Origin of the sequence: Methylocaldum szegediense, assembly GCF_949769195.1 — a bacterium.
In the GTDB taxonomy this organism is placed as follows: domain Bacteria; phylum Pseudomonadota; class Gammaproteobacteria; order Methylococcales; family Methylococcaceae; genus Methylocaldum; species Methylocaldum szegediense.
The window spans coordinates 907,058-919,222 of sequence record NZ_OX458333.1 but is presented as its reverse complement, the minus strand read 5'-3'; the positions used below and the strand labels follow the sequence as shown (position 1 = coordinate 919,222).

Annotated in this window: 11 protein-coding genes and 1 pseudogene; 1 reads left to right on the top strand and 11 read right to left on the bottom strand. The window is 55.7% G+C overall.

The genetic code is table 11. The features are described 5' to 3' along the window. Window positions 1-282 precede the first annotated feature (282 nt). The 8 genes from QEN43_RS03975 to QEN43_RS03940 all read right to left on the bottom strand — a co-directional run bounded on the left by QEN43_RS03975 (window position 283) and on the right by QEN43_RS03940 (window position 6,311). Window positions 283-411, bottom strand: a complete 129-nt coding sequence (locus QEN43_RS03975; RefSeq protein ID WP_317963718.1) for a hypothetical protein — start codon at window positions 409-411, stop codon at window positions 283-285. Window positions 412-1,576: 1,165 nt separating this feature from the next. Then, a complete protein-coding gene (locus QEN43_RS03970; RefSeq protein WP_026612054.1) occupies window positions 1,577-1,993 on the bottom strand; it encodes a cupin domain-containing protein in 417 nt (138 codons plus the stop codon). A 249-nt stretch (window positions 1,994-2,242) separates the two neighbouring features. After that, window positions 2,243-2,416, bottom strand: coding sequence for a hypothetical protein (locus QEN43_RS03965; protein ID WP_202901201.1), 174 nt, complete (start codon window positions 2,414-2,416; stop codon window positions 2,243-2,245). Window positions 2,417-2,479: 63 nt separating this feature from the next. After that, entirely contained in the window at window positions 2,480-2,713 is a 234-nt protein-coding gene (locus QEN43_RS03960; protein ID WP_202901200.1) for an HD domain-containing protein, read from the bottom strand. 185 nt (window positions 2,714-2,898) lie between these two features. Then, window positions 2,899-3,633, bottom strand: a complete 735-nt coding sequence (locus tag QEN43_RS03955) for an NAD-dependent epimerase/dehydratase family protein (RefSeq protein WP_202901199.1) — start codon at window positions 3,631-3,633, stop codon at window positions 2,899-2,901. Further along, window positions 3,633-3,773, bottom strand: a complete 141-nt coding sequence (locus QEN43_RS03950; RefSeq protein WP_202901198.1) for a hypothetical protein — start codon at window positions 3,771-3,773, stop codon at window positions 3,633-3,635. Before QEN43_RS03950 ends, QEN43_RS03955 begins: the two co-directional genes overlap by 1 nt. 24 nt (window positions 3,774-3,797) lie before the next feature. Further along, window positions 3,798-4,397: an SDR family oxidoreductase gene (locus tag QEN43_RS03945; protein WP_202901197.1), complete on the bottom strand. Its 600-nt coding sequence runs from the start codon at window positions 4,395-4,397 to the stop codon at window positions 3,798-3,800. 948 nt (window positions 4,398-5,345) lie between these two features. Continuing rightward, on the bottom strand, window positions 5,346-6,311 hold the full coding sequence (locus tag QEN43_RS03940) for an IS481 family transposase (protein ID WP_026610199.1): 966 nt from the start codon (window positions 6,309-6,311) through the stop codon (window positions 5,346-5,348). A gap of 1,294 nt (window positions 6,312-7,605) precedes the next feature. Between QEN43_RS03940 and QEN43_RS03935 the strand changes: the two genes are divergently transcribed. Next, a complete protein-coding gene (locus QEN43_RS03935; protein ID WP_026612053.1) occupies window positions 7,606-8,046 on the top strand; it encodes a hypothetical protein in 441 nt (146 codons plus the stop codon). Between the two features lie 478 nt (window positions 8,047-8,524). Here QEN43_RS03935 and QEN43_RS03930 read toward each other — a convergent pair. The 3 genes and pseudogenes from QEN43_RS03930 to QEN43_RS03920 all read right to left on the bottom strand — a co-directional run. Then, window positions 8,525-9,484, bottom strand: a pseudogene (locus QEN43_RS03930) (IS481 family transposase); the annotation flags it as partial. Window positions 9,485-9,571: 87 nt separating this feature from the next. Then, a complete protein-coding gene (locus tag QEN43_RS03925) occupies window positions 9,572-10,111 on the bottom strand; it encodes a PP2C family protein-serine/threonine phosphatase (protein ID WP_026612052.1) in 540 nt (179 codons plus the stop codon). Window positions 10,112-10,526: 415 nt separating this feature from the next. After that, entirely contained in the window at window positions 10,527-11,366 is an 840-nt protein-coding gene (locus QEN43_RS03920; RefSeq protein WP_026612051.1) for a formate/nitrite transporter family protein, read from the bottom strand. Window positions 11,367-12,165: the final 799 nt, after the last annotated feature.

Genomic DNA, 12,165 nt, shown 5'->3' with positions numbered 1-12,165 from the left:
GTGCGGAATGATAACCAAAGAAAAAAGCCCCTCCGGTTCATCGAAAAACTAGTTGCGGCCGAAGTGTAGCAATTTGCTGCACTTGCACTGATGCCGCAGTCGCACCACAGCGCTCAAATAGTCACCATCAAGGCATCGCCCGGAACGAATGAGCAGGCTAGCCGCCGAAGAATCGAGTCCTCCGCACACGAATCTGCTGGCAATCTGTTCGCCGGCTAAGGTCGTTCTGCCATAACCCAAAGTCGTTTCAGATCCGTGACTAAGGCCGAAATGCAAACCAATTCAATTATCTCCGGCTAGCGCCACGATTTCCTCCTTTTCGGCTTGGCTCAGCGTGCTCGCCAATCGGTCTACGGCTTCGTTAACGGTGCGCGGCCAGTCCCGACCGGAGCCGGATGGATCGGTAGACATGGACGGTTTTGTCATTACTGTGGTGTTTTCCTGTCGACTGTCTACCTCTGCTTACGGCGTTGGCGTCGGTGTTCCCGTATCCAGTCGAGATACTCTCGGTGCCGGGCGGGATCGGCCTTGAGTTCCTGTCCTGTCGCCAGCGTTGCCGCTAGGCTCACCCGTAGTACCGCATCCGTTCCAGCCAGTGTTCCCGTTGCTCAATTGACAGAGCGTTCAGCCTCGGCCGGCGCTTAGCCTGTATCTCAGCCGCATGTTCGGCGTAATAGGCCTGCTGGCGCTCTGGATTTCCTTGCAGCGCGTTCTTGCGCAGGTCTCGCGGGGGAGCGAGCCTTGTCGGACAACTCCGCCGCGGATGACGCAACGTGGTCGCCGGCACTCCGGGCAGGCGCTCACGGCATGGCGGGAACTAATTGTAGCTCGATGTGGCAGCCGGTTTTGCGGCACGGTGATCTCGACACCGCAATCGCACCGGCAGAGCCGGGCGGATTGCAGGTGTCCGAACTTCACTCGGCCATCGGTACTCAACACGGTGAGTTGACCATATTGACTTCAGGTCAGATCAAGCGGCGCGGGCATGGTAGGGCTTTCGTCCATTTGAGAATTGACCTTGGGAATGTTTTAGGCTCGTTTGAATAATGCTGGATTTCCTCTAAATATAAATAGGAGTCGAGATTTCCTTTATGGCGATGACCATCGACTATCCCGACCGGAAAAAAGGTGTGATTTGCCGCTGCAGTGGGACGATGGCGGGGTAGATTAACCGGCTTGTCGATAAGGGCATCAACGACCTAGACTCCATATCGAGAGCGACCGGCCCGTGTTCCGGTCGCGTGGCCTGCGATACGGATATCTTCGCACTACGCCTTACAGCCGTCTGCGTCAGAAACTCGGCCAACGACAACCGTTTGAAACTGCACCCGGTTCATCGGTATGGGACACCTCTCATGTGATCGATGCCCGTAGTCCAAGGCCCTTATGGCTTACGATGTGAGCCTGTACTGGACTTCCTCGCTAATCAAGTTTGCCGATCTACCTGTCCGACGCAACGAACTACCAAGGGCGGCTTCTCGGCCATTCCGGTCATTGGCCTCCAATCTTTATTTTCTTCGAATGGCGTCCTGCATTTTCTCGCGACGCAATATCTCCGCACGAAAGGTATCAAACCTCAGTTCCCGAATGGGATCGTCAATTCCGTCTCGTTCGTGTCCACTACGAACACCGCGAGGAGCTTGGCCGGCTTTGTCTCGCTGGCATTGGCGCTGACGACGTGGCGGTCGCCGGGTAGCTCGGAGAAGCTCTGTCTGGCCTCGTAGGTCGTCACCGGCCCGCCGTTGACCTGACTGCGGATCGTCCCCTCAAGCACGGTTGCATAAATGAAGGCGGATTTGGCATGCGTGTGACCAGACGAGTAGCCGCCCGGGCCGTATTCGACGAGCACGCCCTTGATGCTTTTGCCGGGAACGTTCGGCAGCTCGTGCTGGTAGACGAGAGTCACCTGGACGTTCGTCGATTTCGGCGCATCCGCGAGTACGTTGCCGAACGGCAGGATGGCGAGAAGCAGAGAGTAGAGGATGTTTTTCATAGAGCACCATCATTCGGTTGGCGAGTTTGGGAGCATTTCGTTCCAGTGACCAAGGCGCTTACTGACTAAGTGCAGAAAGCACTGCTCTTGTTGCAACCTGTTTGCTGCTATGGGGTTCGCGACGGCCGTCATGTAACTACGGCTCAGGTTAGCCAGGGAGCGTTGCAGGCACGAGTGCCCGCGTTTGGCTTGCGAAATGTGGGATCGTGATTTTCGATGTAATCGAAATTGACCGTCCCGAACGTGGTCTTAGGCTTCTTCAAGACCGATAAGGTTTGCAGCTGAAGGAATTCCTTTTTTGAAATCGCCGAGCGGAAATGCCGCGATAACTTGGTCGCGTTGTTCTGGCGTGTACTCGTCATACCCAATTGCCGCGACATCCACTAAAACCCCTGCGTTTGTAAGAGCAATTTCCGACTGCATGTCTTGTGGAATTCCGGGCGTGGTATGTCAGGCAATCGCTTCCCACACCAAATCCGCTTTTGGCTAACGAATGCCGTGCCCTTCTAGAAATTCGCGAGCGGCGGCAGCACCATCAACTTCAAACAGCTTTGTCTGCGTATGGAAATGATTGACAAGGCCAAGATCGTGAAACAGCGCCGCGACAGAGACAACTGAACGGTTGAATAACATCTCATTTTCGTACTGGTGCACCAGCTCAGCTGCCTCACGCGCGCTCGTGCTGTCGGGAATTTTAACGCCGGCTATCACTTGAGTCATTTCAAGCTGCTATTAGATCCACTCAAGCCGGCGCGGGCGGAATCCAAGTTCTCGCCTAGCTTTCTCGTTCGAAGCACCCCTAAGCCTGGTCGCGTAATAGACCGCGTCCGGGCCTAACACCCGAAGCGCCTCGTCTTCGCTGACGCGAGGTGGCGCAGGTGCTCCTGCAGCACGTGCGAACGCCGTCAGCCACAGGTGCTGAGGAGACGGGTTTCCGTCAACGACGTTGTAGGCTCCCGGCGGGCACTCCAGCGCGGCAACGGTCGCCTCGGCCGCATCTCGATATGCACGAAGCTGTAGACGCCTTGGCCGTTACCGATAATCGGAACCTGCTGTTGCCGAACCTGATCTCCCATATCTCCCTCGCGCGTATACCAGGTGCCGGGGCCATAGAAGAATCCATACCGCAGCGCGACGAACTCGATTCCTGGCGTCGCCGATGCGCGCGCTTCCAATTCAAAATAGGTGCGGGCTCTTGCCTCGACTCCCGGGGATGCGCTGGAGATGAACGGGACAGTCTCGTCTGCGAGCCCCGCGCCGGGCTCATACCAGAATCCGGAACTTTGCAGCAGGTAGCGGCGCACACCCGCATCGCAAAGTGCCGCAAGCAAGTTGATATTGCCTTCCACTCGGACTTTGCGATCGCGTTCTGCCGCTGCCTTCATTTCGGCGGGCGTGTAGTGCCGGGGCAGTGAGGTCAATTCGTTGATCACAGCGTCGGGCCGGATTCGTCCGACGGCGGCCTTCACCGCAGCGGAATCGCATGCGTCGGCGACGACCGCCTCCGCGCCAATTTCCTTCAAAGCGAGTGCGGAATCGGGCGATCGCGCAAGTGCGAATACCTCATACTGGTTCGCTCTCAAGCGACGAACCAACGGCCGGCCAATCGCACCGGTTGCCCCGGCAATCAGAATTCTCATCACGCTCCCCTCTCAGCTTGCTTTGCGGCGACTCGGAGCCATTCGTCGAAACCGATGCGGCCGAGGCGCGCCTCGCCTGTCGGCACGAGCGAATACTCCTCGACCCGGCCGCCGAAGTATCGGACCTCGCTATCCCTCATGATCTCTCGCGGGTCGCCGACCGCCTACAGATAGCCGGCGATTTCGTTGGACGGTGTTCGTTCCGGGCCGGCGACTTCGACGATACCGTTTCGCGGCGCCGCGAGCGCCACATCGGCAACGATGGCAGCAACGTTGTCCGCCGCGATGGGCTGGAACAGGCCGGGCGAAATCCTGACCATGTTTCCATCCGCATTTGAACCGGCGATGGTGCCGAGAAATTCCAAGAATGGGGTCGAGCGGATGATGGTGTAAGGAATGCCGGAGGTCTTGATCAGTTTCTCTTGGGCGACCTTGGCGCGCAAATAGCCATTGTCGGGCATCCGGTCGGTTCCGACGATGGATAGTGCGACATGGTGCCGGACGTCGGCTGCGGCCTCTGCCGCTAGAAGGTTGCGGCCGGAGGTATCGAAAAATTCCAGCACCGCCTGGTCTTCAAATGATGGTGAATTGGCGAGGTCGATCACCACCTGCGCGCCAGCCATGGCATCTTTGAGCCCCTCGCCGGTGATGATGTTGATGCCGCTTTTGGGCGAAACAGCGACGACCTCGTGGCCGCCCTGGCGCAGAATAGCGACAGTCTTCGAGCTGAGCAGGCCAGGGCCACCTATAACGACGATCTTCATGGCTTACCCGCCCTTGTCGATCCCGGAGACCCTTAACAACCAGACTCCGCACGATCTGATTAATTCCAATACCTCTCTTATAAGCGGGAGATTCAGTGGAGCTTCGTGGATCGTCGATAGCGTCATCATCCGAATTCCTTGCAAGATCCGATCGTCCGCTTCTTGACTGACGCCTTGAAGGGCAGCAGTGATTAGGGGGCCTGGGAGCGGTCATTCCCGAACGTCCGTTTTCGGGAGAGGGCCAGTGTCAGCAATGGCCGAACACCGGAAGTTCACTCTGCTCACCCAGGTATCCGCTGAGCCCACACGGCCGATTGATGGAGTCCAATGCTATATTGGCCACCCGGTTCCCGCAAGCTCAATGGCGGGATGGAATGCCGTAGACGAACCTCATAGTTTGAACCCCGTTAGTTGCAGCTAATGTGATCCTGGACGGATGATTTCAGTCCCGCACCGCTGATTGCAGGCCCAACGCTTTATGATTTCAGTCCTATACGCTTGGGAAGACCGCCAACTGATGACGGGTCTGGCAGCCGAGTCTTGCCTGCCGAATCAGATGCATCAGGATCTGTCGCAGACGATGTAGCGGCCATGTCCTCCAAGGGAGCCAGTATTTGAAGCTCCACACGGATTGAAAGCTAGGGGATTCCGGACGTTTACGCCGCATGGCGCAAACCCTCGTGGCGCCTTCCAAGCCCGGCAAGGAGTGTATTGATCGCCGCATTGACACCGCGATCGTGGTGAGTTCCACGCTCTGAGCACACCCATTATTGCCTTAGCGACAAGCCTGCCCCCCTGTGGGACCCGACAAGACCCCACAGGCGGAGCAGATCTTGGTGGAACCGCGGAATCACTTCGACATATCTCGCCCCGCCTGCATGGCTCTTGTACGAAAGCATCTGCCAAAGCTGGGCGTGACTACTGGATGTCACGCTCTTCCCAAATGTTCTAGCTGTCAAGTCCCGCAAGATCGTAAACCTTCTTTCGAAAAAGATGAGGATGGGACAGTTGCCAGTTTTTGAGAGCCTGGATCGGGGTGAGATGGCCTAAGGCCTTTTGGGGAATGTGATGATTGTACAGCTCGACATAGCGGTGCAGGGTGGTGTCCAGATCGGCGGTTGAATCGAAGTGATGGGTTTGCAACACCTCCTCGATGCGGCCATTGAAGCGTTCCACCAGGCCATTCGTTTGGGGCCGGCCCGGCGGAATCAGGCGATGTTCGATGCCTTGTTCAGTACAGAGGCGGTCAAACTCATGCGTCCCCGAGGGCTGCCGAGTTCGGGTCAGGAAACGGTCGGTAAACTCCGAGCCGTTGTCGGTCAGGCATTTCTGGATGCGGAAAGGCGCGGCCTGAATCACCGCTTTGAGGAAGTCCTTTGCGCTTAAGGCGGTGCGGTTGGGCTTGAGGGCGACATAGACCCAGCGGGTGGCGCGGTCGATGGCGACGAACAGGTATCGGCGGGGTTCGCCGTCGATGGCGGGCAAGTACTTAACATCCAGGTGAAGGAAGCCGGGCTCATAGGCCTTGAAGGGTTTGACCTTCGCCTTCTCTGTAGGCGGAAGCAGGGTCTTGAGGGACGCCACCCCGTGGCGGCGCAGGCAGCGGTCTAGCCCGGAACGGGACACGGCGGGATTGAGAAATTCCCGGGTCACGGCCAGGAGATCATCCAAGGGGAGGAGCAGAGCTTGGCGGAGGTAGACCACGATGGCTTCCTGGGCGGGCGTGAGCGTGGTTCTGAGGGTGTGGGGCCGGTGTGAGGCATCTTCGACCGAGGAGCGGTGTTTCCACTTGCGGACGGTCGTTCGGCTAATGCCATGCTTTTGGGCCAAGGCGCGCTCGCTCAACGTGGACGCTTGAATGGCCTGCCGAACGGCCGGGGTGGTACGGGCGTTCTTATGAAGACGAATCGGCATGGAGAGAAACCTCACTTGGACGAACCGAATATCTCCTGGAGAAGGCTCCGGGCTTCGAACAGAGCATAACTCCTTCTGGGTAAATAATCATACGAGACGCGACATCTAGCCAGTCCATTGCTGTTGTCTTTCGAGAAGACAATGACCGCGTTCTCCCTAACCCCTTTGTCAGGATAGATGTCGTATCAGATGGATTGATCTCTTACAGAGTCAAGAGGACGGAAGTGAGTGAGAGATGAAGTATTCGTTGGAACGAAAAGAAGCTGTGTTGAAGAAGATATTGCCGCATCATCAAGTGCTATGAGTTGGCCCGAGAGGAAGGGATTTCGGAAGCGACGCTGTATCACTAGCGGAAGGAAGCCCGTCGCCAAGCACGTTTGTTGCCGGATGGCGATCAGGGTCCGGAAGGGTGGACGTCGCGGGACAAGTTCGCGGCGGCGGTGGAGACGTCTTCGCTAAGTGAATCGGAATTGGGGGAGTATTGCCGCCGGCGCGGCTTGTATCCGGAGCAGATTCGGGCCTGGCGCTTAGCGTGTGAGCAGGTAGGCCAGGGATGCGGTGCCCCGGACTCGCGAGCGAAGCGGGATAACGCCGTGTGGCGCGGCCGCTACCCACTTCATCCCTGAAACTCGCCTTTCGGGCCGTGCTTCGCATGTTCCCGTTCGCTCCCGGCAAACGCACGCGTGAGCACCGCTTGCGGCTCCGCACAGGGAATGTGCGGAGTGACTGACTGAGGTGAGAGTCTGTTGGATCAATTACTTACACAGGTCATTTCCCTGAATTGGGGACATAATCAGAGCGTCCGTGCCAGGGAATTTGTACGGGACGACCTGGAAAAAGGAGCGCACGGCGGCTCTGGTCGAACACAGGCCATCACCGTGACCGCAAACGATATCAAGCGGCGCACTCGCCGAGCAGAAGTACGGTGAGTGCGGCGAAAAAAGCGTTACAAAATTAAAACCCATGTCATGAACGCATTACGAAATAGTGCCTATATGTTTTTCTGAAAAACCGCTATAGGGTTTTATGGAGCGATCTTATCGCTCCGAGCGATGCTTGCGGCATCGCCGGTCGAGTTGAATCATGAAACGGGGACGAGACTCGCTGTCGGCCTGTTTATTCTGGTGGTTCGACGCCCGCTTCGTAGGTGCTGGCTGCCGTAGACCCGCAGGGCAGACTATTCATTAGTCCTGAAAGGAATTCCAGGGCTAATGTACGTTTCCATATCCGTGTTCAGAGCTCAGATGAATTGAGCTTTTTCTGGTTGGAATCATGGTTATCAAGGAGATTACCCATGAAAACACTCCTCACGTTCGCTTCCGCTCTGTTTTTCGCGATCGCCGTCTCGCCCTCCGCTTATGCAACGCCCTGCGCCGGCAATCAAGGCGGTTTCACTCTGATTTGCAGAGGTGGCTTTCAAATCCAGAACCATGGAGGGATTAACACCAGCCGAAAGGATATAACCTTCGTCAGATCGCCAAATGCCGCGGGATCGAGCGGACGCACCCTGGCTCCAGGAACCTGTGCCTGGGAAGACCGTCCAGTGAGCCGCGATGAGCCTGCCCACTTCTATTATTCCGTCTCCACCACGAATGCGGGAACGCAAGGCTGGTTCAACTTGGTGTCCCAATGCACCTTCAATAACCGTTGCACAGTTGAAGTGTGCGTCAGGAACGACGGCGCAGGCAATCTGCAAGTCCTGACCAGCCACGCCATCGTGCGGTTTCCGTTTTAGTCTGCGGCAGGAAGCCTATAACGTACTACAGGCATGAACCACGCTGAAACAAACGGTTCGAAATCGGTCAGCGGTTAGCGGTACGCCTGCACGGCAATTTCGAAGCCGTTACCGATGAGGACTGTGGCGAAAAGGATTAGGTCTGGCGTTCTTTCGCCATCGCGCCACCTCGCCTTTTCCGCAACCGTGGATGAACGGAGAGGTGGTGCGACTCTCGGCATTTGGGCTCATGCTCGCCGTAGCAGGTTTCTATATGTAAATCAGGGGGGTTACGTTACCGAACCTGCCAAGAATGACTGTTTAAAGCACGCGCCAGCTTGCGCTACGAGTACGAGATCCATCCCTGCGTTGACCAAATCAACCCGAACCCCGACGCTAGCCCGGATATTTCATCAGCTTCCTCTCGTGGGCTGCAGTAGCAGGGTGGTGAGGCGAAAGATGTGCGATTAGGAAGACAATAGGGCAAAAACGAGTCGATGTCATGTCCCGCATGATTGTAAACCTTCTTGCGAAAGAGATGCGGGTGGGACAGTTGCCAGTTTTTGAGAGCCTGGATCGGGGTGAGATGGCCTAAGGCCTTTTGGGGAATGTGATGATTGTACAGCTCGACATAGCGGTGCAAGGTGGTGTCCAGATCGGCGGTTGAATCGAAGTGATGGGTTTGCAACACCTCCTCGATGCGGCCATTGAAGCGTTCCACCAGGCCATTCGTTTGGGGCCGGCCCGGCGGAATCAGGCGATGTTCGATGCCTTGTTCAGTACAGAGGCGGTCAAACTCATGCGTCCCCGAGGGCTGCCGAGTTCGGGTCAGGAAACGGTCGGTAAACTCCGAGCCGTTGTCGGTCAGGCATTTCTGGATGCGGAAAGGCGCGGCCTGAATCACCGCTTTGAGGAAGTCCTTTGCGCTTAAGGCGGTGCGGTTGGGCTTGAGGGCGACATAGACCCAGCGGGTGGCGCGGTCGATGGCGACGAACAGGTATCGGCGGGGTTCGCCGTCGATGGCGGGCAAGTACTTAACATCCAGGTGAAGGAAGCCGGGCTCATAGGCCTTGAAGGGTTTGACCTTCGCCTTCTCTGTAGGCGGAAGCAGGGTCTTGAGGGACGCCACCCCGTGGCGGCGCAGGCAGCGGTCTAGCCCGGAACGGGACACGGCGGGATTGAGAAATTCCCGGGTCACGGCCAGGAGATCATCCAAGGGGAGGAGCAGAGCTTGGCGGAGGTAGACCACGATGGCTTCCTGGGCGGGCGTGAGCGTGGTTCTGAGGGTGTGGGGCCGGTGTGAGGCATCTTCGACCGAGGAGCGGTGTTTCCACTTGCGGACGGTCGTTCGGCTAATGCCATGCTTTTGGGCCAAGGCGCGCTCGCTCAACGTGGACGCTTGAATGGCCTGCCGAACGGCCGGGGTGGTACGGGCGTTCTTATGAAGACGAATCTGCATGGAGAGAAACCTCACTTGGACGAACCGAATATCTCCTGGAGAAGGCTCCGGGCTTCGAACAGAGCATAACTCCTTCTCGGTAAATAATCATACGGGACGTGACAGATAATCAATTTCGACCTGAGGATTGATTCCTAGAGCCCTACTAAGATAGCTTTGATCCTGTGATACCCAAAATCGATGATCATTGGTTAATTGCTCCAGAGCCTTATCACGAAATCGGTAGATGCGTGCATCGCCCACGTGAAAAATATGTGCGATGGTTGATTTAATCACCATGCCACTTAAGGTACACACATAACCTCTGTCTTTATCGTAACGATACTGGCTTTTTTGTGTCTGCGCATATAACCAGGAGTTAATCGCCATCAAAACCCGTTGTGCTGATTTCCTGACAGACCAAGCGTCCGAAGTGCAGAAATAATCCTCAAGAAAACTCCTAACAGCGGTTTCGCTGGCAATCTGGCTCACATCGCTGCTGCTGATCCCGTCGGCTAGAGCAATTGCAACTCCCTTAGAACTCAACTGGGGTTCTTTGGGTATACAAACGCCGTAAAAATCCTGGTTGGTTTCTTTACGGCCTTTGTCTGAGTATTGGCCCACGGCAATTTCGAGGTGACTGGGCATTTGGTTTTTTATCGATCCGGGCTGCTAAGGTTTTAAAGTGACTCGCCGCGTGTCGAAGGGCTACAGGGCTTTGGCAAGCTCAACACAAACACATCTTTCACGCATCAATGAGCCGAATTCGGACGATTGAGGGAGCTTCAACTGCATACAGACAGCTGAAGCTCTTTCATTGCAATCGCCAGGGCCGATCCTAAAGACAGACGGGTGAAAACCGAATGATGATGTCGTGGGACAACATGGCAAGATAGGTATTGGCCCGGTTTTTTACGCCGGAACCGATTAAGTCACCTATGGAGTACGTGCCACGATATACCACGCCGCTCCCATGTCACCCGAAACCTGTCAGCCACCATCGTTGATTACCACAGTCCAATTACCCCTACTTCAGCAGCCCTGCGGCATTGGGAAACCCTCGTTAGGCTGCTCGCCCAATTGAAACATGCCCTTTCCTGATCCGTTGGGGTGCCGTTTTGATATGCGTGGAATACAAGGTCAGCCCAGTAAACGCGAGTCCACCAACTAGATTTCCTAAAACGGTCGGAATTTCATTCCAGATTAGATAATCCATGATCGAAAATTTCCCGCCCATGATCAAAGCCGAAGGAAACAAGAACATATTGACGATGGAATGCTCGAAGGTCATTGCAAAAAAGAGCATGATCGGCATCCACATGGCGATCACCTTACCGCTCACCGAAGTTGAAATCATTGCCCCGACAACACCGGTCGAGACCATCCAGTTGCAAAGCATGGCTCTGACAAAGAGCGTCAACATGCCTGCGGCGCCATATTTTGCGTAACCTAAAGTACGCGCTTCCCCGATACCGGCAATTTTCTGACCAACCTCATTGGGCTCGGTCGAAAACCCGAACGTGAAAACGATTGACATCATCACGGCTACGGTAAGTGCTCCCATGAAATTACCGATAAAGACCAATCCCCAATTCCTCAAAATCCCGCCGATGGTTACCCCTGGGCGTTTATCGATCCACGCAAGAGGTGTCAAAACAAACACCCCAGTCAGCAAATCAAAGCCCAACAAATACAGCATGGAAAACCCGACTGGAAACAACATAGCGCCAATGAGCGGAGATCCCGTCTGTACGGTCATTGAAACGGCAAACACAGCGGCCAATGCCAGGATGGCACCGGCCATATAAGCTCTGATAACCGTATCCTTGGTTGACATGAAGACTTTTGATTCACCTGCATCCACCATTTTGGTGACAAATTCTGACGGAACTAAATACGACATAAGTTTCTCCTGTAGCTCGATTTTCCACTCGTTCGTGCAAGGAAGAACCACCGAGGCGAAAAAAAAGCGCCATAACCCAAAGGGGTTAAAGCGCCGTTGCTTTAGTAACCTCAATGTACGATAAGCGCAATTTATGCCAACTTTTGTTGTACTAACTAAAGCATTGAAGGAAATCGCCAATTACGCCGTTCTGCACCATGGAAAAAAGCGAAACAAAAAATGTCGAGCGAACCACCATGGTGCATAGTGGAACAACAGTGTGCATAAAGTCTGCTTCTTGTCCTCTGACAGACCTTGGCACAAAAACGCCCCTTGAAAAGCCCGAAAAAAGCCGGTCCACATAGGATCGAAAAGCGGTAACCCTCGCCATCTTTTCGGCTTTTCTCGCGTCCGGAGGAATCGTTCTTGCCCGAACCCGCCGAATTAAGCGACTCCGGACACACCTTGGAAATCAGAAGGCCGCGACTCCACAAGCTACGAGGCTACACAGGCAGCATAAGCTATAGGTTGCCAGTTGCCCGACAAGCACGAAGGTGCCCAACCAGGCCGATGCTCCACAGCGATTTTTTCCAATCTGCGCGATCGCGGCGAACGCGTGCCGACCCGCACAGGCTTGGGTGATGCGAATGTTGCGGCCTTTTGGCAGGCCGACAGGGGCTTATTGCTCTGCCGCTTTGCGCTGGACGGGTAGCGGCCATCCCTTCGCCTGAAGGAGGCGCCCCTGTTTGCTATCGACGGAGCACTTCTCGCGGTACGGGTCACGGCTGGCGTCTCCGGTACTCCGCACGTCCTCTGGATA